Raw genomic sequence first — 21,027 nt, 5'->3', positions numbered from 1 at the left:
TCATATTAATGAATTATGCTTTTTCAGGTAAACGATGATTATAGAATACATCATTTTAACTAGATTTATTATTAACTAATTGATCCCCACCACCAAGCTCCGCCTCAATCTGCGAAGTCTTCGATGACTCATCCATACGCCAATACGTAATAAAGCTGATCGCGATACATCCAGCTACGTAGAAGTAGAATAGTGATTCCATCCCGATACTTTTTAGCCATAAAGCGATGAACTCAGCTGTTCCGCCAAATATCGCAACAGTTAATGCATACGGTAAACCTACGCCTAGTGCGCGAATTTCAGTTGGGAAGAGTTCTGCTTTTACAATTGCGTTAATGGAAGTGTAACCAGTAACGATAATGAGGCCGACCATCATGAGTAAAAATGCTACCATTGGTTCTGTCGTTTTTTCTAGGAAGAAGAAGATCGGTGCTGTTAGTAATGTTCCGAGAATACCGAAAGCCATTAATAGTGGGCGGCGTCCAATTTTATCGGATAATAGCCCTGCAATTGGCTGAAGTACGACGAAAATAAGTAGTGCGACAAAGTTAATCCAGCTTACAACTTCTTTCGGAAGACCGACTGTGTTTACCATGAACTTTTGTAAATATGTTGTGTACGTATAAAATGCGACAGTACCTCCTAATGTTAGGCCGACTACTGTTAATACTGCTTTCGGGTGTTTCATAAGCGCGCGAACGGTTCCTGCGCTTTCGCGTTTTTGTGATTTTATGTTTGCGAATTGCTCCGACTCATCCATCGTACGGCGAAGCCATAATACAGCTACTGCGCCCATCGCTCCAATAATGAATGGAATACGCCAGCCCCAAGCTTTCATATCCGGTTCGCTTAGTAATTGCTGAAGAATAATTTGAACGCCTAACGCAACCATTTGCCCAGCAACGAGCGTTACATATTGGAAACTTGAATAAAAGCCACGGCGTCCACTACTAGCCATTTCAGATAAATACGTTGCGGAAGTTCCGTACTCTCCGCCGAGTGATAATCCTTGCAGTAAACGGGCAAGAACTAAAATAATTGGTGCCATAATACCGATGCTTTCGTAACTAGGTGTACAGGCGATAATTAAAGAACCACCGGCCATAACCGTAATTGAAAGCGTTAATGCTGCCCGGCGTCCGTGCCGATCCGCATAGCGTCCCATTAATAAACTTCCGATAGGGCGCATTAAAAAACCAACTGCGAAAATAGCCGCTGTGTTCAGTAATTGGCTCGTTGGATCTCCTTTAGGAAAGAACTCTGCTGAAAAGTAAACAGCGAAAGCAGAGTAAACGTACCAGTCGTACCATTCAATTAAATTGCCGACGGAACCTTTGAAAATATTGCGGGCGACTCGATTAGATTTTGCTTGAGCCATAATCGTTCCTCCTCTTGCTTAGTTAAAATGATAAATATGAAAGCGCGTTCATTATAGTTGAATTGTACTGTCTGTAGAATTAAATCTCAATATTATGACAATTTTATTCTTTTTGTACTTTATGTACACGGAGAGTTTTAATAGTTGCTTCATTATTAGTTTTGTCATAATAATAGAAAAAGGAGATTGATAGTTTTGAATATTTTATCAAAGGATATGAAGTATGAAGAAATCACGCAAAGTGTCATTACAAACGAAAATAGTAAGCTTAATTATCGCGTTAATTTTATTTGTTGTTCTCCTATTAGCGGGAATATTTGTTTACATTCAGTCCGTTGATACGAAGCGCCAAGTGGAGCAACTAGCACTGCAAACAGCGAAGTCGCTTTCTTTTATGCCAGCTATAAAAGAAGCTTTTCAAAATAACGAGCATAAAAGTACCATTCAATCCATTGCGGAACAAGTTCGTGAGCAAGCTGGTGCAGATTATGTCATTATAGAAGATCGCTTTGGGGTGATGTATTCCCATTCTAATTCGGATTTAATTGGCACAATGAGTAACAATCCATATAACTATGAAGCACTCACTTTTGGTGGCTATTATACGCTTGAAGGAAATGGGGAAAGTGGTCCTGCTTTAATGGCGAAGGCGCCCATTATTGTTCATAACGGAGACTATGATCAAGTCGTAGGCGTTGTGACAGTAGAGTTTTTAATAAAAGGTATTGAATCTAACATACTGAGCAGAACGAAAGAAATTATACTCTTTTCTTTAGCTGTATTATTAGCTGGAATTGTTGGTGGTATTCTTTTAGCACGTAGCATTCGTAAAGACACACTCGGTTTAGAGCCGAATGAAATTGCGGCGTTATACCGGGAACGAAGCGCGATACTACTATCTATAAAAGAAGGGATTATCGCTATCGATCAAAACGGTTTTATTACGATGATGAACACATCGGCAGAAGAGATGCTACATGTAAATGATGATTATATGCAGCACCACATTTCAAAAGTTTTACCAGAATTTAATATGGAGAGAGTGTTAGAAAACGATCAAGAAATCGCGTTTCAAGATAAAGTGTTTATTTTAAATAGGACACCAATACTCGAAAATAACAGTACGGTAGGCGTTGTATGTAGTTTTAGAGATAAAACAGAACTGCAAAACTTAGTAAATACGATATCTGAGGTAAGAAAGTATTCAGAGGACTTACGTGCTCAAACACATGAATTTACAAATAAACTTTTCGTCTTATCAGGATTACTTCAGTTAGGACATTACAAAGAAGCAATTGAATTTATCCAACAAGAATCTAATATTCATCAAAGCCAAAATCATATTTTATTTCATCAAATTCACGATGCGAAAGTACAAGCTATTTTATTAGGAAAACTCGGAACAGCGTCTGAGAAGAAAATTGATTTTCATATTGAAGGAGATAGTGCGCTTCATCCTTTACCAGAACATATAAAAGTGTCGCATCTTATTACGATTCTTGGAAACATAATCGATAATGCATTTGATGCGGTGAGCGAACGAGAGGAAAAGAATGTGTCCTTCTTTGTTACGGATATTGGGCACGATATTGTGTTTGAAGTGATAGATAGCGGGATAGGGATACCGGCAGAAAAAATAACGACCATTTTTCAAAAAGGATTTTCAACGAAAGGAACTGATCGTGGTTACGGACTAGCAAACGTGAAAGAAATGGTAGATCTACTAGAGGGAACAATTGAAATTCAAAACGAGAAAAATGGGGGAGCTATTTTTACAATTTACCTACCGAAAACATTGAGAGAAAGTACATGACAAACAGGGGGATGGGCATATGTTGAAGGTTGCAATTGCAGAAGATGATTTCCGCGTCGCGCAAATTCAAGAGGAATTTTTATCAAAAATAAAAGATGTAAAAGTGATTGGAAAAGCATTGAATGCGAAAGAAACGATGGAACTACTACAAAGGGAAGAAATCGATTTACTTCTATTAGATAATTATTTACCAGATGGAATTGGTACAGACTTATTGCCGAAAATCCATGCTGACTTTCCAAACGTTGATGTCATTATGGTAACAGCGGCGAATGAAAATCATATGTTAGAAAAAGCAATTCGAAATGGTGTAAGTAACTACCTTATAAAACCGGTCACGTTAGAAAAATTCGTTCGCACAATTGAAGATTATAAAAGAAAGAAGCAACTATTACATAGTAACAATGAAGTAAATCAAGCACTCATCGATAATTTCTTCGGGACTTCGCAAACACAAGACATAAAAAACTTACCGACAGGTGTAGATCCATTAACACTGCAAAAAGTGAAAGGGATTATAAAAGGGTTCGAAGAGGGAATTACAATAGAAGAAATGGGAGAACAAATGGGGGCCTCCAGAACAACCGCAAGAAGATATTTAGAATACTTAGTAGTGACAAACGAATGCACAGTAGAATACACATACGGCATTATCGGACGACCAGAACGAAAATATCGAATAGGACGAGGACTATGAAAAAACGATTATTACTATGTATATGGATCATGACAGGAGTAATAGCTGGTTGTTCCTCGGAAGAATCTCAAACGAATACAGTAAACATCGACAAAGTAGAAATCGTTGCGCCGAACGTTCAAGGAGCAGGCTGGGACTTAACAGCGCGGGCGATGCAAAAAACGCTGGCAGAAGAAAAAATCTTCACAAAACCAATCAATGTCACAAACAAAGTAGGTGGAAGCGGTGATGTCGGATGGAAATATACGAAACAAAAAGGCGGTCACGTACTGGCGATTAACTCAAGCTTACTCATAACGAACAACCTACTAGGCCACAGTAAACTAACATATAAAGACTTCACGCCGCTCGCGACACTCGCATCGGACTGGGAAGTCGTTGTCGTCTCAAAAGATTCAAGCATAGAAAACGCAAACGAACTAGTGGAACAACTAAAACAAGACAAGAAAAACTTCAAAATCGGTGTTGCCCCAGGCCTAGGAAACGACGATCACCTATCATTCGTACAAGTAAGCAAAGCATTCGGCATAAACCCTGCCGAACTACAATTCTTCGTCTACGAAAACAAAGAAAAAATCATAAACGCCCTAACGAACAAACAAATCAGCGCCGCAACCATGACCCTATCCGAAGCCGAAAAACAATACAAAGCCGGCAAAATAAAAATACTAGCCGTATCCGCACCAAAACGACTAGACCGCCTACCAGAAATTCCAACATGGAAAGAACAAGGAATCGACGTCATATTCCAGCACTGGAAAGGTATTATGGGCCCGAAAGATATGACAGAGGAAGAGGTTGCTTATTGGGATGGTGTGATTAAGAGGATGGTGGAGAGTGATAGTTGGAAGGGGATTTTGAGGGAGCGGGGTTGGGAGAGTTTTTATAAGGGGAGTGGGGAGACGAGGGGGTTTTTGGAGGAGAGTGATGGTTGGTATGGGAAAATAACGAGCGAATAAACACTAATTAATTTTCAAAACGTATGGTTATAATTATCGGTTTTGTAAAGGGATAATACATATTACAGCATAAAAGTTTAACAAAGTCATATAAACTGCATTGTAATTTTAAATGCAGCTTATATGATATTTCTCTTATTTTTAGTTGAAGATAAGAGAAGTTGAATCTTTCTCTATTTCATTTAATGTATTTACTATTTCTAATCCTAAATGATAGCCAACTAAAGGTGGAACAGCATCTCCAATTTGCTCATATCTATCTTGTTTCGGATCTGAATGGAAGATTACATAAGGGCCTTTAAAAATATACCAGTCTGGAAATGACTGTAACCTAGCAGCTTCACGCGGAGTTAGTGCTCTGTTTTTTATAGGGTGAATAATTTCATCAAAACAATGTGAGGTTACAGTAAAGGATGGTTTATCATCCTTTAGTCGTCTGTATCTAGCTGCGTATAATTTTTTGGGGAAATATTGATCTCTTAGTTCTTGTTTTCCCTCTTTAATAAGTCTTTCGCCTGCTTTTTTCATACCTTCACCTTGATGAATCAAGGACATTCTTTTAATTATTTTATCGAGATGTTTACTAGCTTTATGTGAATCTAAATTTTTTCCATCGTAAGGATTCTCTGTTAAAGAAAAAGGAGATATGCCTCGAACAAACTTTAAAAAGTTTTTACGTGAAGGATCATCTAAATTTTCAATGTAATTATTATCTTTTTCATAGACCTCGTTTTCTTCTAGAACATTAACTTCAGGTAAGTCTAACATTGCTTGTCCAACAGTAACTACAGGCATCAAATAATCACTACCGTGTGTTTGTTGAGGATAGGAAAAATAAGTGTTTTCGTATTTGTTGTTTACTCCGACAATGAATACGCGCTCTCTATTTTGAGGTACACCATAATTTGCACAATTAAGGAGTACATCTTTTTTATGGGAGGATGTTACTCTGAATGAAACATCATTTTGGTTTTTTTCAAATTCCTCACAAACTTGAGAGAAAAAAGTTTGTTGGTTTTCTGTTTTTTTAGATAGGATACCTTTTACATTTTCAAATAAAAGTATTGATGCATCTACTACTTTTGCAATTCGAGAAAGGTGTTTATAAAGATGATCACGTTCATCATTTTTTTGACGTTTACCAGCCATGGAATAACTTTCGCAAGGCGGTCCTCCTGTTATTACATCTACACTCTCTTTTGAAAAACTTTAATGCTAGTTCATTTTATCCTGTTATATTGGCTATGTATAACAGACAGTTTAACGAGAAACAAATATTACAAGTAGCACAAGAAATTGAAAATCTCATTTTTAGGAATATTATTATTGCTAAGAATGTGGCTAATAAATATGAAGTATTTTTTGCTGGTTTGGCTTATTCAATTTCCAATGATGAATTATCCACTAAAGAGGTGATTACTAAAATAAATAAGATGAAAATAAATGATGAGGAGTTTAAAATACATTTTGCAACAGTAGCATTAAAAACAAAGCCAATAATAAGATATATATATAAGAAACTAAACAAGTTGTATATGAGTAATGAAATAGAGATTTCTAATAATAATAATGTTCATATAGAACATATATTGCCTGTGACAATAGGTGATTGGAATATTAGTGAGGATGTACAGGAAGAATATTTATGGCGTCTAGGCAATCTTACTTTATTGGGTAATGAATATAATAAAAAAATTCTAAATAAGTTGTTTGATAAAAAGGTAGAAATGTACCGTAAAAGTAGTATAGAAATAACTAAGCAAATTACCCAATATCGTTATTGGAATACGGAAACCATTGAAGAAAGACAAAAATCACTAGCTAGTGAGGCAATAAAAATTTGGTAATTTGGAAACTACATGATATTTTTTATAATGAAAACTGCTCTTTAAATCTATACAGTGGACTGTACCATAAGTAAATGAATTTTTTCTTAGCTTGGGGTAATATTCAGTAGATATCGCTTTGTTTTCTTCTTTGCTGAAACTTTTATTTGGGAGAAAGAAAATAAGGAATGGTTAGAGGAACACTTTTCAAATGAGTGTGTTCAAGCGTTTTATAGCAATAAGGAAGTTAAAGAAAAGTTCGATCGGCGATTTATGAATGTAATAGGGAAGTTGAAAAAGTATAAGGAAGAGGAGAAGAATCCGAGTCATCATGACGTTCAAGTTACCTTGAAGGATTTTTTCAATGTAATAGAAGAGGTAACGAGCTATCTTGATACACCTCAAAGTGATATAGAGGATATACTTAAAAAATCAAACCTCCCACTATCCGAATTCCCAACCCTTTTCACAGCTGAAGAAGAAAACTATATAAAAGAAGCAATTCAGCAGTTTAACACCTAGTTAAACTGCTTTTCCATTATAATAGAAGAAAAACCAAACGGAGGGAAATCCCATGCCAACCTACAACAAACTAATACGAAATAAAATTCCACAAATAATAAAATCCAACAGAAAAAAACCAACAACAAGAATCTTATCCAAAGAAGAATACATACAAGAACTCTGTAAAAAAACACAAGAAGAACTAACCGAATACCTAGAAGCAGACACAAAAGAACATAAACTCGAAGAACTATCCGACCTACTAGAACTAATAAACGCCCTAGCCGAAAACGAAGGTACAACACTAGAAGAAATCAACAACATCCGTAAAAAGAAAGAAGAAGAACGAGGTGGCTTCTCAGATCGAGTCTTCCTAATCGAAGTAACCGATAACTAGTCCCTCATAAGCCCCTTACAAGCCCCTACCAAGTAATAAATCACTAAGAAAAAACATAACAAAACAAAAACACCAACAAACACCGTAGTAGGAGTCGAAAAAAATTTGAAATAACACGCCAAAAACCCGGCCATCCTCCCATATATATTATGAAGAGGTTTTCACTTTTGAACGGAGACGGGAGGAATTGGGATGGCGGTGTATCGTACTGTGCAGGTGAATTTTTGGCAGGATGATTTTGTTTTGGATTTGACGCCGGAGGAGCGGTATTTTTATGTGTATTTGCTGACTTGTTCGAAGACGACGCAGTGTGGGATTTTTCCTTTTCCGAAGCGATTAGCGGAGATGGAGACGGGTTATAATCGGGAGACTGTTGATAAGCTTGTGCAGCGCTTCATTGATTATGGGAAGATTCTTTATGATGCGGAAACGCGAGAGTTATTCGTTTTGAATTGGCTTCGTTATAATCCGGTGACGAATACGAATGTGGAGAAGTGCGTTCTTCGTGAGCTGAAGGGTGTGAAGAATAAGGAGTTTGTACATATGTTTCTTCAGAAGTGTGTAGAGGAGGAGCTGAATGTTCCGATGCTTTTAGCGCATTTCGGTATGCCGAGTGATTTGGCTGTGGATGATGTAGAGTCAGTTTGCGGGGAGACAGAGGAAGAAGAGGTTATAGAGGAAGAGACGGGAAGTCGCGTGTTTTCCTTTTATGAGCAACATTTCGGTAGTTTGTCTCCGTATACTGTGGAGGAACTGAGTGCGTGGATGGAAGATTTGTCAGAGGAGCTTGTGCTGAAGGCTCTTCAAATTGCGTTTGAGAATAATAAGCGGACGGTTGCTTATGTAAAGGGGATTTTGAGAGGCTGGCACGGGAAAGGATTTACGAAAGTTTCTGAGGTTGAGGCGGATACGGCGAGCTTTAGGAAGAAGGAGTCGTCTGTTAGTACGGGGGAGACGGAGGAGTTTTTGGCGAGGTGTGAGGAGTGGGAGAAGAATGCGCCGTCTGAGGAAGAGTTGCAGCGCTTTTTAGCGGAGCGCGGGTGGCGTCCATGAGTATTCAAAATGTGGAGGCGGAAAAGACGGTGTTAGGTTCTCTATTACTTGATGGAGAGCTTATTAAGGAGTGCCGTTTGACGGAGCAGTATTTTTCTCTGTCAGTGCACAAGTCTATATTTCAGTTAATGCGAAAAATGGAAGAAGAGGGGCAACCGATTGATCTTGTGACGTTCATTTCTAGGGTAGATCCGAAGTTTTTAGAGGGGATCGGGGGAATGGAGTATTTTATAGGGTTAATGGATGGGGTGCCTACAACTGCCAACTTCTCTTATTATGAGGGGCTTGTTCGAGGTGCCTGGAAAATGTATCAGGCAGGTGTTCTCGGGCACAAGATGGGAGAGCGTCTTATTGCGGAGAAGAATGAGAAAATTATTGGTGAGACGATTACGGCACTTTGTGAGTTAGAGGAAAAGGACTGTGTATGTGAGTTTGATTTGAAGGATGCGCTAGTTGATTTATATGAAGAGCTTCATCAAGATGCGAAAGAGATTACTGGTATTGAGACTGGTTATACATCGCTAAATAAAATGACGTGCGGATTGCAGGAAGGTGATTTTGTCGTTCTTGGAGCGCGTCCTTCTATGGGGAAGACTGCGTTTGCGCTAAATGTTGGACTGCATGCGGCGAAGTCTGGAGCAGCGGTTGGATTGTTTTCGTTAGAGATGAGTAGCAAGCAATTGTTAAAAAGGATGGCGTCTTGTGTAGGGGAAGTGTCAGGAGGTAGGCTGAAAAATCCGAAGCATCGTTTTGCGATAGAGGACTGGGAAAAGGTGAGTAAGGCATTTGCGGAGATTGGTGAACTACCATTTGAGATTTACGACAATGCAGGTGTTACGGTGCAAGATATTTGGATGCAAACTCGTAAGTTAAAGAGGAAGGATGGTGATAAAAAGATTTTAGTTATTGTAGATTACTTGCAGCTTATTACGGGCGATCCGAAGCATAAGGGCAATCGATTTCAAGAGATTAGTGAAATTTCTCGTAAGCTTAAAGTATTAGCACGTGAATTAAATGTTTGTGTAGTCGCGTTGTCGCAATTGTCTCGTTCGGTAGAAGCACGGCAAGATAAGCGTCCTCTTTTATCTGATTTAAGAGAGACAGGACAAATTGAGCAAGATGCGGATGTCATTATGCTTATGTATCGAGAGGATTATTACGATAAGGAAACGGTGCAGAAAGAGATGACAGAGATTCATGTGGCGAAGCACCGGAATGGGCCTGTGGGGAGTTTTAAGTTGAGATTTTTGAAGGAGTTTGGGCGGTTTGTGGAGGTTGGATGATAAAATAGAAGAAGGTATATAGAAAAGTAAAGGAGTGGTTACGGATGACAAAAGTGGGTCGTTTATATGAACAGGAGAAGCAAGAAGAAATTGATAAAGCACTTTCGGCAGCTGGAATGCTCTTTAAAGGAATGAGTATAGAGGAAGTGGCTAAGAAAATTAGATGTAACAATTGAAAAGGTGAGAGAGTGGGAGAAGCGTTTATCCCATTAAAAGGGGCAATGTTCAGCATTGCTCTTTTTTTATTATCCATGACATAATATGACAAATTCCGGGTGGGTTATTTGCTAAGATAGGCTTGGGAATCTTACATTATAGTTAATAGGGAAGATTTGAAATGTTAAAAAAACTAGGAGCATTGGTTTTAGGAAGTGCTGTAGCATTAAGTTTAGTGGCATGTGATGATGCTACTAAGGAAGCTTCTAATGAGAAAAAAGAAGAGCCGAAGCAAGAAGCGAAGAAAGAAAATAAAGAAAGTAAAAAGAAAATTACAGCAGCTGACGTAGAAGCTATTAAGGTTGGTGATTCTTTAACTGGTGCGGGTGGGGAGAAATATGAAGATGTGGTCGCAAAGTTTGGAGAGCCGGATAATAAAGCGGAGTCTCAAGCTGGGGATATTAAAATGATTATTGCTAGCTGGACAAAAAATATTAATGGTGACCTTGGAGCGAACTTTAATGTTACATTTACTGAAAAAGATGGGCAAAAACTTGCTACGAGTAAAGCGCAAATGGGAATGAAATAAAGGAAGGATAGGGGATTCAAAATGAAACGTACAACAGAATTTGTATTAGGACTTATTGGTGGTATTTTCGGTATTTTATGTGCATTTATCGCTTTATTTATAGGTGGAGTCGCTTCTGCTATGGAGGCAGAAGGAGCAAGTAATGTTATAGGTTTAGGCTGGGCAGCAGTTGCTTTATCTGTTTTGGGTATCGTTGGATCAGTTATGGTAAAAAGCAAAGCAAAAGTTGGCGGAGCTATGATGACAATCGCTGCAATTGGAGGATTTATTTGTATTTCTTTCATTTATATTTTACCTGCAGTTTTACTATTAATCGGTGGGCTAATGGGAATCTTTCGTAAAGAGAAAGTGGCAGTGTCTGCATAAATCAACATGTTAAAAATAGCCGACTATTATGTAATAGTCGGCTATTTTTATAAGGAGAAGTTGTTAGGTTTAATACGCAAATTTTTTGATTTGCTCTTGAATATGTTTCTTATTTTCCCATAAAGAAGGATTTTCTCTCTATAGTAATCCATTGCTCCAAGTCATCTTGGCTACGTCGGACAAGTCGATTCACTAAAACATCATGCCATACATAATCCTCTAGTAAGTATATATGAACGGGGTCATCTGTATAAAAAGCAATGTTACGCTCTTCAATTGATGGTCCATAAATCATCTCTTTAGAATCTATCGATAAAATAAACCAATGTTCTGTAGACAGAGTTTCTGTATAGGGTGTGATACGATGAGCTTCTAGATTTTTAATTGGATTTTCAACATGTAAGGTAATACCTTGTACTGAAACTTTATCAGCTACCTCAGATAGTTCCTCTTTTAACGCTTCATACATCTCATCCCACATTGAAATGACAATACGGTGTTCTGCTTTTTTTATTAATGCCTGACAATAGCTAATGATTGTTTTGTTGTCTTTTAAAGTAATCACTCGATTATCCGTTTTTTCCTCGGAAGTTTCGAGTTTTTTTAATGAATCACTGATTCCTTCATAAGTAGATTGCCATTCTGATTGAGCTTTCTGTAAAAAGATTTCAACAGGTAGAGGTGAATAGCGAGTGGTGTCATTTATTTCTTCCTTCATGACAATTCCTTTTTCTACAAGGTTACCCAAAATCTCATAAATTCGCGCTCTTGGGACCCCTGAATCCTTACTTACTTGGTAGGCTGTAGCAGGCCCCTGTTTCACAAGAGATACATAAGATTTAGCTTCATATTCATTAAAACCAATTTTTTTAAGCTGTTGTACTATGTAGTCCACTTTTTCGTCCTCCGATGTTTGCTTTTATCCCGCTTTAACGGGCAGTAAGACCCCCACCTCAAAATTCAGCGGAAGCAAAGAAGTTAGGTGGGGATCAACTGCCCGTAAAAGCCCGATTGGTGAGGGCTGATAATCAGTGGGGGATGAACACAACCCCCCCACTGATTAAAGTTTCACTTTATATTTCAACGTTACAATAACTCTTTACATTTAGCAAATTGATAGTTACTATTACAATAGTGACTAAAGGGGAGGCTACTAGTATGGATTTGTATTTAGACCCATCTATATTAATTATTTTGATTGTTTTTGGGTTTGTGGCTGCATTTATTGATTCAGTTGTAGGTGGTGGTGGATTGATTGCCTTACCAGCTTTATTATTTACAGGGCTGAATCCAGCAAGTGCAGTAGCCACGAATAAATTAGCATCAACAATGGGAAGTGCAACTAGTAATATTGTGTTTTACCGTTCTGGTAATCTTGATTTGAAATCGGCTTTAAAATTATTTCCAATCACTTTCATAGGCTCTATAGTAGGGGCATGGACCGTTCATTTAATGAACCCAGAAGTACTGAAGCCATTGATGCTGGTAATGCTTGGTGCAGTTGCTATTTATACAATATTTAAAAAGGATTGGGGTAGTATTTCTACTCATAAGAAATTATCTGGTCGACACTTCATTATTTTTACCTTTTTTATTTTTGCTATTGGTTTTTATGATGGATTTCTAGGTCCTGGCACAGGTTCGTTTTTAATGTTTGCTCTTTTATTTATTGGGTATGATTTTTTAAAAGCAGCAGGTAATGCGAAGTTTCTTAATTTAGGAAGTAATGTTGGTGCATTGTTGATATTTATGTATGTGGGGCAAGTAAACTATGCGTATGGTTTTATAATGGGGATTGCTCAAATTGCTGGAGGGATTGTTGGCTCCAAATTTGCTATAAAAAAAGGAAGCGGGTATGTTCGCGCCCTCTTCATTACAGTAACTTGTTTATTGTTAGCGAAAAATCTGTATGACTATGTGCAGTAAGTAATGTAGAAAAGGTTAACTATGCAGGCTACATAAAGTATAAGAAGATACCAGGGGGAATTTCTTTAAAAAAGTCTCATTTAAAAGAAGATCTAAGTGAAGAAAATTAAAATAGTATAAACTCATATTTTTCTGGGGTATGTTTATCTATCTTAGTGAAATACCTATTCCACATTCTTTTTATAAACAACCCGCAACAATATAAGCGTCGCGCCTAAGTATCCTTTTCCTGTGAGCGTTTCACCTGTGAAAACGAAAGCAAAACCTGCGGAAAATACAGGTTCTGATGAAAAGATAAGGCCTGTATGTGTGCGAGTTGGGAAAGATGGATATTCTCATTCGATTATTGAAAGTTCGGATTTGAAGAAGATTGGTATGTAGTATGTACAAAAAAACGCCTATTTCATATAGGCGTTTTTTTGATGGGGAAGTTATTCCTCTTCAAACTGAAAAATATCCCGGTTAATAAGTTGGTGGAGATACTTATCCATTTCAGCAGCAGAAACGCTTCTTTCATTTTTAAACCACCATGCGCTTAATGAGGTGATTGCCCCTGAATAAAATTCAATGATTAAATCATTTGGCATCGTATGATTTTTGCGTAGTTGATTTAACGCTTCTATTTCTTGTTTTCTCGTTTCGTGACTTAAATACTGTGTCCGGTTAATAAATTGTTCATCTGACATTTGCGTCTCTAATATTTTACCGATTTCTTCATGGTGTAGAAATTGTTCCATTACTTGAAATGGTTTACTTAATCGATCTGAAACTGGTATTTCAACAATCATCTTGCTGTATCGTTTAAATCCAAATGCTAATAAAGCATCTTTATCTTCAAAGTGTTTATAAAAGGTTGTTCGGTGTACCATCGCACGGTCGCAAATTTGGTTAATGGTGATCGTACTATATTTTTGTTTTGATTGCGTCATTAATTCAAATAAGGAATCCCATAGTAATTTATGTGTACGTCTAATACGTAAATCGAGTTGTTTTTCATTATCGTTCATCTACAATTCTCCTTTTTTGTAGATTAAGTATACAGTGGCTGACAATTGATTCTCCCTTTTTAATCTACATATGTATATTATATTACATGTGTTCTGGTGTATTTAAAGTTTTTTAAGTAAGAAATAGGAGGAGAATTTGTAAATGAATATGACAACTAAGAGCCCAGCAAGTGGCAAAGTTGATACTTCTAATTTGAAACATACCCCCATTTTAATTGCATTACTTTTAGGGGCAATGGTTGCATTATTAAACGAAACATTACTTGGTAATGCGTTAACAGTATTAATGAAAGAGTTTGGTGTAACAGCTTCAACGATTCAATGGCTTTCTACAGCTTACATGTTAGTGGTTGGGGTTTTAGTTCCGATTACAGCGTTACTTCAGCAATGGCTCACAACGAGACAAATGTTTTTAATCGCTATGGTAACGTTTTTAGTCGGTACATTAATTGCGGGATTCGCACCGACATTTTCCGTTTTATTAGTCGGCCGTATCGTCCAAGCTGTAGCGACGGGATTAATTACACCGTTATTAATGAATACGATTTTAATCATTTGTCCGCCTGAAAAACGTGGTGCCACAATGGGATTAATCGCACTTGTGATGATGGCAGCTCCGGCAATTGGTCCTACATTATCTGGAGTAATTGTGGATTCATTAAATTGGCGCTGGTTATTCTATATTGTTATTCCAATCGTGATCATTTCCATTATGATTGGTATGAAGTACATTCAAAATGTTTCAGAGTTAACAAGACCAAAAGTAGATTATCCATCAATCCTTTTATCGACATTAGGATTTGGAGGACTTGTGTATAGCTTTAGTGCATCGGGTGATTTAGGGTGGTCTGATGCGAAAGTGTATGGCACTTTACTTGTTGGGCTTATCTCATTATGTATTTTTGCCGTTCGACAATTGAAAATTGAGAATCCAATTTTAGAATTACGCGCATTTAAAGTTCCGATGTTTACATTATCAGTTGGATTAATCGTCATTGTGATGATGTCATTATTTTCAACGATGACGTTATTACCGATGTTCCTGCAAACAGTGTTACTCGTTACAGCTTTTAAATCAGGGATTATCATGCTTCCAGGAAGTGTTATTAGCGCCATAATGGGACCAATCGCGGGTAAACTATTTGATAAATTTAGCCCGAAAGTTATTATCGTTCCTGGTATTGTGTTAGTAGGGATTGCGATGTTCTTGTTTAAAGGCATTACTCCTGACACATCAATGGTACAAATTATCGTTATGCATAGCGTATTAATGGTTGGACTCATGTTTGTCATGACAGCACAAACATACGGTTTAAATCAATTAACACCAGATTTATATCCACACGGAACAGCACTGTTTAGTACGTTGCAACAAGTAGCTGGCGCAATTGGTACGGCTATCTTTATTTCGAAAATGTCTTCAGGAACAGCTAGCTATATGGAAAGCTCCGCAAATCCAATGGATCCAGTAGAGAAGTTAAACGGTTTAACATCAGGATTCCAAGGTGCTTTTACACTAGGGTTAGTCTTTATCATTGTTGCTTTTATCGTATCGTTGTTTTTAAAAGAAGAGAAACAGGGAGTAACGGCAGCGAGGGTTTTACAGAACGAGAATTAAGGTTTATATAAAAAGACATCTTTAAGAGATAAAGATGTCTTTTTACATTTCTTTCGTAACATCATATTTTAGCAACTGCCCCTGATCATAAACCTTCTCAAAAATAAGCCCCATTACATAAAAGAATACTAAACCGAAACCAACATGAATAAGTGTAAAGATAGTGCCAAATGAAGAGAATTCATACACGAGAATTGGCAATTTCGCAGTTGTCCAAACGCCTAAGAAAAATACGATGTACCGAATACTTGCGCCTTTCTTTAGAAGGAGTGCTGCAATTGGGAAGGCAACGTAGAGAGGACCAGCTGCAATGCCGCCTAATAAGAGAGATAATAAGATTCCGTATATACCGGAATTTTTGCCCATATATTTCATGAGCGTTTCTTTTTTCACCCATTGATCAAGTAATCCTACAAATAGTAGAACAGGGGGAAGGAGAAACAACATATCTAAAATGCTATTGCCTGTTAGTTGTAATGCGCTCCATCCTAAAGATTGATTTATAAAAGTTAATACGAAGAGTCCCAGTAATAAGATGAAAAAGAAGCGATATTTTTTTAGTTCTTTCATACCATCACCATCCAAATGATATAGGAGAATAGGAGGGACATGAGCAATGCAGATGCATTACGTGCGTAAGCAAAGCTTCGCCCAAATATCTTTTGTTCCATCGGTAATGTTGTAAGCCCTACTGACATGAGTGTAGATATAAGTGCCGCAACTTGAGGAAGGCCTGCGCCGTGTTGTACTAACGTATTACCAAGTGGGAATACGACGAAGCTTGGAATAAGTGCAACGGAGCCGAGTATTGCTGAATAAACAATGCCGATGAATCCAGACTGCTCCCCAATAATAGAAGAGATGAAAGACGGCGTTAATATAGAAAGCGATAAGCCAACGAAAAGCATGATGGAGAGCATCGCAGGTAGAAGATTGCGAAACATTTTCCACGACTTCATTAGAGCTTCTTTCGTTTTATTGCGGTCTTTCATAAAAGAAATCCCGGTAAGAATAATGGCTAAAGTGTAAAGAATCACGCCGTTAATCATGATTGGATTCCTTTAAGTTTTTATATTTGTCTAAGAAAAAGGATAAGTTCTTCATTTTTTCTTCAATATCCATTTGGAAATGTGCCAATTGTTCCTTTCCAGCAGGCGTAATTTTGTACATCTTTCTCGGTTTGTCTTGATGATCTGTACTTACGTAAGATTCGATTGCACCTTCGCTTTCTAACTTTTTTAGCGTGCGATATAAAATGGCACTATCTATTGGATTGACTGGAAGTTCTTCTTCGCACTTTTGTAGTAATTGCCCGCCATAGTTATCACCTTCTGCTAAAAATAACAAAAGAAATGCACCTGTATGTCTTCCTGTATGTTTCATGGATATACCTCCTAGAATGAATTAGGATTTATACTGTTAATGACAGTATACTGTTGTTAACAGTATATGGTGCATGAAGTGTTATGTCAATTTTAATGTTAATGTTACATGTACTGAAGAAGGTGTAAGAAAACTTGTTACGAGGAAAGCATAAATGAGAATGAAATAAATGAAGGAGAGGATATTTAAAAATTGGTATGGGGGACGCTTCTGCTGGGCAGTAACAACTTTATCAGTTTTGGGCATTCTTGGTTCAGTTATGGTGAAAATAGTAAAGGTAAAATTCAAAGCTTCTGTATAAATTGATGTACTAAAAGTAGCCGACTAGTTAATGTATAATAGTCGGCTGTTTTAATATGGAGAAATTATTAAGTTTAAACAAATGAATTTTCCTTAATTTATGTATTGTTAGTTCGTATAAACGGTTATATATAATGAATTTTTATAAGTGGATATGCACTCAATTCTTGAAGGATTCTGCCAAAAGTATTTCGCAGTTTGATGCTCTGGATTGCATAGAATTTATGAGAGAATACATTTGTGAAATTAAATGCTCCAGCATACTTTTTGCATTTTCTTTTAATCTATAATTAGATTTACAAAATGCCCACTTAAATATATTGGAATTAATAAATAAGAAAGAGCTCATATGTTAGATACACTTTATACAAACTCAAATGGAAGCTTTTAATTTATATACAATCTATGGTGTACTCCAAAATAGTAAAGAAATAGCGAAATATGCAATGAAAATGATAAATAAAAGTACAGAAATAATACATGAAAACTTTTGAAAAAAGTCTTTCTTCGAAAATAATGATGTAATAAATGTTAAGACTAAAACTAATAAGGTTGTAGATATTAAAAAATTATCATCAATTATTCTATTTCCGGTAAGTAAATATAAACCCAATAAAACTATGCCCACTAATAACAAAATAAAAGGAACAAAACTTGATAGCTTTTTAATACAAATCCCACCTTTCATAAAACAATATTACAACTAACAAGAAAATAACATAAAATTCCTTTTCATGTTTAATTATTAGCATAACCCACCTTTAAGTTGGAAGTAAGAGTTGATTTGTAACCAGCTCCAATAATCTTGATTTTGGTAGGGAGCGATACAACTTGCAAGCGTTTAATCACAACATTTATCACCGTTACCAAAACTAATCCAGCATCGATCATGAGCACGGCAGCAACTATCGATTGAGTTAATAGGTGTTCCTCCACCTAAACTCATGTTATCTCCGCAACCTGGTCCACAATAACTCTAAAGCTTTCCAGCAGATTCATTACCTAAACAAAATTTACCATCAATCCAATCGAGTGCTTTTTCAACTGTAATATAAAGCTACAGTATTCACTGGAATTGGTATAGTATACTTTTTCTTAATTAGACATATAAAATTGTAAACAACATATTGGATGGGGGATAAAAATAGTAGGGCAACAAATTCATCTCGATCCTACAATATTTCCGAGACCAACAAGTTAGCTAAATCGTTAGCAAAGCATCGAACAAGCATAAGTGAACTACTCGCCGCTTAGTAAAGTAATAAAGAAATATCGAATTTTAATATTAATATACGAGATACATATTGAGAAACGAAAAAAAGACACTCTCAAGAGTGCCTCTCCTTAGCAGCCGAATCCGCCGCCCCAACAGCTAGCGCCAACGATGATTAATAAGATAAAGAGTACAACAAGTAAAGCGAAACCGCCGCCGAAACCGCAGCCTCCACCACAAGTACCTCCATAGCCCATATTAACTCCTCCTTCCATAAAGACCATTAATTAATGGATTTAATTTACTTTATGTTTTTACGGATAAACTTGAGCAGGTCCTTTTGAAAAATAAAAGGTGCTTAGATTTTATAAGAGTTGACGACCTTATTTTTGTCACGGGTATTATGCTGATGACATATTGTATTTTATTCTGTGTATTGGGGGAAGGAGGATCTTTATGGCCAATTCTGAAATGATTTTACGATTACTTACGGATTTAAAGATTGAACAGCAAGCTTTAAAAGAGCAGCTGGAAAAAATACAAACAGCTGTGACTACTCTTGAAGAAAAATCAGCGATTGTGGAAGAAAAACCAACGACTATTGAAGAAAAACCAGCTGTTGCTGCTACAAAGCAAAGAGCTCATTCTGGACACCCAACATCTTTTCGTGCTTGGAGAGCATCTGCTCAAAGGAATTCATAAAAATATAAGAAAAGAAGACATCTAGTAAGATGTCTTCTTTTACTTGTACAATCCAAATGCGATAAGAAGGTATATATCCATATTGCTTTAAAACTAAGAAGAAAATAACGATTGTCGACTCCTTTTTTAGTATAGCATGTAATAGTAAATAATTTTATGTAATTTTGCATATATATAGATTATGTGATGTTAATCTTATATATTTTAGTTGTCTGTTATTTGTTTTAATTCATTTACTTATATTATTTTTTGAGCGCCCCATTAATGGGGCCTTTTTTTATAATTGTTTTAACGTATTATCCGAAAGAAGTCTCCTTCCTCAGGCGTGTGAAAGACGATAGTCTAGCGGCAGGTGGGAGATGAATTTCGGTTTGGCGTAGCCAAACATTTGGTTTTCCTATTTATTTCGCCTTTGATATAATTATTCTTATAAGAGGTAAAGTTTGGTATAACAATGGAAGTAGATAATAATTTTGTAGTGTTCAGGTTGTGTGATTACCGTCATAGCTTATGGGAAATGAAGCGGAAAATGGGGTGAATGGATATGGCAAAGCAGAATAAGGCTTACAAATTTCGTCTGTATCCAACAGAAGAACTAGCACATCTCATACGTAAAACATTCGGCTGCGTACGATTTGTATATAATAAAATGCTGGCTGAACGAAAAGAAGCATATGAAAAACACAAAGCGAATAAGGAAGAACTGAAGAAACAAAAATTCCCTACTCCTGCGAAATACAAAATGGAGTATGAATGGTTGAAAGAAGTCGATTCCTTAGCATTGGCCAACGCGCAATTAAATTTGCAAACTGCGTATAAGAATTTTTTTAGTGGTCAAAATGATTTTCCAACATTCAAAAGCAAAAAGAGTAGAAAATCCTATACAACGAATCGAGTAAATGGAAATATTATGTTATTTCATGGTTATATCAAATTACCGAAATTGAAAATGGTGAAACTGAAGCAACATAGAGAGATACCGCAAAACCATATCATCAAATCGTGCACAATTTCGATGACACCAACTGGTAAGTATTACGTGTCTATTTTGACCGAATATGAAAAAGAAATCACACCAAAAGAAGTAGAACGTGTAGTTGGATTAGACTTCGCAATGGCTGAATTGTACGTGAGTAGCGAAGATGAGAAAGCCAATTATCCTCGCTTTTATCGTCAGATGTTAGATAGATTAGCAAAGGCACAGCGAGTGTTAGCAAGACGTGTGAAAGGTTCAGAACGCTGGAATAAACAACGCATTCGTGTAGCGAAGTTGCATGAAAAGGTCGCCAATCAACGTAAAAATTTTCTTCATCATAAGTCTAAAGAATTAGCTACGAGTTTTGACGTTGTAGCAATCGAAGACTTACATATGAAAGGTATGTCACGAGCACTTCGCTTTGGTAAAAGTGTAGCGGACAACGGTTGGAGGATGTTTACGACATTTTTAGCATATAAGCTACAAGAACAAGGAAAACAGATTGTAAAAATAGATAAATGGTTTCCTTCTACAAAGATGTGTAGTAATTGTGGAAATAAAAAAGAAATGCCATTATGTGAACGCACGTATGCGTGTTTGTGTGGACTCATAATTGGCCGTGATTATAATGCAGCGATCAATATCAAAAAGGAAGCCATCCGCTTATTAGTGTTGGCATAAATAGTAACAAAATAACCTTTGGAACAAGGGAGTTAGCTCGGCTGTCCTAGGACAAATTCGTTAGCTGTCAAAAGTAGCGATGAACCGAGAAGCCCCCACTCGGGGTAGGCTCGTAAGAGATACTCAGTGGTGGGTAGTTCACACCGTTCCCCATAAATGATAAACCATACCGAAAATAAAAAAAGCTAGTCCTACAAACA

Annotated in this window: 20 protein-coding genes and 4 pseudogenes; 15 read left to right on the top strand and 9 right to left on the bottom strand. The window is 36.9% G+C overall.

The window, feature by feature from the left end; all coding sequences use genetic code 11:
* Window positions 1-55: 55 nt before the first annotated feature.
* On the bottom strand, window positions 56-1,378 hold the full coding sequence (locus tag QCI46_RS22855) for an MFS transporter (protein ID WP_353841483.1): 1,323 nt from the start codon (window positions 1,376-1,378) through the stop codon (window positions 56-58).
* A gap of 223 nt (window positions 1,379-1,601) precedes the next feature.
* Here QCI46_RS22855 and QCI46_RS22850 point away from each other — a divergent pair, with 223 nt between their 5' ends.
* From QCI46_RS22850 to QCI46_RS22840, 3 genes are read left to right on the top strand one after another with little or no spacing between them, the layout of a single operon-like run.
* Entirely contained in the window at window positions 1,602-3,191 is a 1,590-nt protein-coding gene (locus QCI46_RS22850) for an ATP-binding protein (RefSeq protein WP_353841482.1), read from the top strand.
* Between the two features lie 19 nt (window positions 3,192-3,210).
* Window positions 3,211-3,888, top strand: coding sequence for a response regulator (locus QCI46_RS22845; protein WP_353841481.1), 678 nt, complete (start codon window positions 3,211-3,213; stop codon window positions 3,886-3,888).
* Entirely contained in the window at window positions 3,885-4,847 is a 963-nt protein-coding gene (locus QCI46_RS22840) for a tripartite tricarboxylate transporter substrate binding protein (protein ID WP_353841480.1), read from the top strand. Before QCI46_RS22845 ends, QCI46_RS22840 begins: the two co-directional genes overlap by 4 nt.
* Window positions 4,848-4,988: 141 nt before the next feature.
* Here QCI46_RS22840 and QCI46_RS22835 read toward each other — a convergent pair.
* Window positions 4,989-6,038: pseudogene (locus QCI46_RS22835) on the bottom strand (DNA cytosine methyltransferase); the annotation flags it as partial.
* A gap of 53 nt (window positions 6,039-6,091) precedes the next feature.
* On the opposite strand from QCI46_RS22835, the gene QCI46_RS22830 reads away from it, so the two are divergent.
* The 8 genes and pseudogenes from QCI46_RS22830 to QCI46_RS22795 all read left to right on the top strand — a co-directional run bounded on the left by QCI46_RS22830 (window position 6,092) and on the right by QCI46_RS22795 (window position 11,021).
* Complete coding sequence (locus tag QCI46_RS22830; protein ID WP_353841479.1) at window positions 6,092-6,694, top strand: HNH endonuclease family protein; 603 nt, start codon at window positions 6,092-6,094, stop codon at window positions 6,692-6,694.
* A 106-nt stretch (window positions 6,695-6,800) separates the two neighbouring features.
* Window positions 6,801-7,195, top strand: a pseudogene (locus QCI46_RS22825) (MerR family transcriptional regulator); the annotation flags it as partial.
* Window positions 7,196-7,247: 52 nt separating this feature from the next.
* Window positions 7,248-7,574 carry a nucleoside triphosphate pyrophosphohydrolase gene (locus QCI46_RS22820; RefSeq protein WP_353841478.1) on the top strand — a complete coding sequence of 109 codons (327 nt, stop codon included), beginning with the start codon at window positions 7,248-7,250 and terminating at the stop codon, window positions 7,572-7,574.
* A 192-nt stretch (window positions 7,575-7,766) separates the two neighbouring features.
* Complete coding sequence (locus QCI46_RS22815; RefSeq protein WP_353841477.1) at window positions 7,767-8,627, top strand: DnaD domain-containing protein; 861 nt, start codon at window positions 7,767-7,769, stop codon at window positions 8,625-8,627.
* Window positions 8,624-9,910 carry a replicative DNA helicase gene (gene dnaB / locus QCI46_RS22810; protein WP_353841476.1) on the top strand — a complete coding sequence of 429 codons (1,287 nt, stop codon included), beginning with the start codon at window positions 8,624-8,626 and terminating at the stop codon, window positions 9,908-9,910. Before QCI46_RS22815 ends, dnaB begins: the two co-directional genes overlap by 4 nt.
* A 44-nt stretch (window positions 9,911-9,954) precedes the next feature.
* Window positions 9,955-10,123, top strand: a pseudogene (locus QCI46_RS22805) (MerR family transcriptional regulator).
* A gap of 124 nt (window positions 10,124-10,247) precedes the next feature.
* A complete protein-coding gene (locus QCI46_RS22800; RefSeq protein ID WP_353841475.1) occupies window positions 10,248-10,655 on the top strand; it encodes a DUF3862 domain-containing protein in 408 nt (135 codons plus the stop codon).
* A 21-nt stretch (window positions 10,656-10,676) separates the two neighbouring features.
* The gene (locus tag QCI46_RS22795) at window positions 10,677-11,021 is read left to right on the top strand and encodes a DUF4064 domain-containing protein (protein WP_353841474.1); all 345 of its coding nucleotides are present in this window, start codon (window positions 10,677-10,679) and stop codon (window positions 11,019-11,021) included.
* Window positions 11,022-11,130: 109 nt separating this feature from the next.
* Here the strand turns inward: QCI46_RS22795 and QCI46_RS22790 are convergent, their stop codons facing one another.
* On the bottom strand, window positions 11,131-11,916 hold the full coding sequence (locus tag QCI46_RS22790; RefSeq protein WP_353841473.1) for a TrmB family transcriptional regulator: 786 nt from the start codon (window positions 11,914-11,916) through the stop codon (window positions 11,131-11,133).
* A 263-nt stretch (window positions 11,917-12,179) separates the two neighbouring features.
* On the opposite strand from QCI46_RS22790, the gene QCI46_RS22785 reads away from it, so the two are divergent.
* Window positions 12,180-12,947 carry a TSUP family transporter gene (locus tag QCI46_RS22785; protein ID WP_353841472.1) on the top strand — a complete coding sequence of 256 codons (768 nt, stop codon included), beginning with the start codon at window positions 12,180-12,182 and terminating at the stop codon, window positions 12,945-12,947.
* 164 nt (window positions 12,948-13,111) lie between these two features.
* On the opposite strand, the pseudogene QCI46_RS22780 reads toward QCI46_RS22785, so the two are convergent.
* Together QCI46_RS22780 and QCI46_RS22770 are read right to left on the bottom strand one after the other, a co-directional pair.
* Window positions 13,112-13,270 (bottom strand): annotated as a pseudogene (locus tag QCI46_RS22780) (EamA/RhaT family transporter); the annotation flags it as partial.
* Between the two features lie 108 nt (window positions 13,271-13,378).
* Window positions 13,379-13,954, bottom strand: coding sequence for a TetR/AcrR family transcriptional regulator (locus tag QCI46_RS22770; RefSeq protein ID WP_353841471.1), 576 nt, complete (start codon window positions 13,952-13,954; stop codon window positions 13,379-13,381).
* Window positions 13,955-14,096: 142 nt separating this feature from the next.
* On the opposite strand from QCI46_RS22770, the gene QCI46_RS22765 reads away from it, so the two are divergent.
* On the top strand, window positions 14,097-15,572 hold the full coding sequence (locus tag QCI46_RS22765; RefSeq protein WP_353841470.1) for an MDR family MFS transporter: 1,476 nt from the start codon (window positions 14,097-14,099) through the stop codon (window positions 15,570-15,572).
* 42 nt (window positions 15,573-15,614) lie between these two features.
* Here QCI46_RS22765 and QCI46_RS22760 read toward each other — a convergent pair whose 3' ends face one another.
* The 4 genes from QCI46_RS22760 to QCI46_RS22745 form a co-directional block, all read right to left on the bottom strand.
* Entirely contained in the window at window positions 15,615-16,142 is a 528-nt protein-coding gene (locus QCI46_RS22760) for a permease (RefSeq protein ID WP_353841469.1), read from the bottom strand.
* Complete coding sequence (locus QCI46_RS22755) at window positions 16,139-16,621, bottom strand: hypothetical protein (RefSeq protein WP_353841468.1); 483 nt, start codon at window positions 16,619-16,621, stop codon at window positions 16,139-16,141. The genes QCI46_RS22760 and QCI46_RS22755 overlap by 4 nt, the downstream gene beginning before the upstream one ends.
* The gene (locus QCI46_RS22750) at window positions 16,614-16,955 is read right to left on the bottom strand and encodes a PadR family transcriptional regulator (RefSeq protein WP_353841467.1); all 342 of its coding nucleotides are present in this window, start codon (window positions 16,953-16,955) and stop codon (window positions 16,614-16,616) included. Before QCI46_RS22750 ends, QCI46_RS22755 begins: the two co-directional genes overlap by 8 nt.
* A gap of 1,644 nt (window positions 16,956-18,599) precedes the next feature.
* Entirely contained in the window at window positions 18,600-18,725 is a 126-nt protein-coding gene (locus QCI46_RS22745; protein ID WP_000540385.1) for a YjcZ family sporulation protein, read from the bottom strand.
* A gap of 199 nt (window positions 18,726-18,924) precedes the next feature.
* On the opposite strand from QCI46_RS22745, the gene QCI46_RS22740 reads away from it, so the two are divergent.
* A complete protein-coding gene (locus QCI46_RS22740) occupies window positions 18,925-19,170 on the top strand; it encodes a hypothetical protein (RefSeq protein ID WP_353841466.1) in 246 nt (81 codons plus the stop codon).
* Window positions 19,171-19,714: 544 nt separating this feature from the next.
* Complete coding sequence (locus QCI46_RS22735; protein ID WP_483299022.1) at window positions 19,715-20,827, top strand: RNA-guided endonuclease TnpB family protein; 1,113 nt, start codon at window positions 19,715-19,717, stop codon at window positions 20,825-20,827.
* Window positions 20,828-21,027: the final 200 nt, after the last annotated feature.

Origin of the sequence: Bacillus cereus group sp. RP32 (genome assembly GCF_040459735.1) — a bacterium.
Taxonomy (GTDB): domain Bacteria; phylum Bacillota; class Bacilli; order Bacillales; family Bacillaceae_G; genus Bacillus_A; species Bacillus_A wiedmannii.
This window is presented reverse-complemented; position numbering and strand designations above follow the sequence as displayed.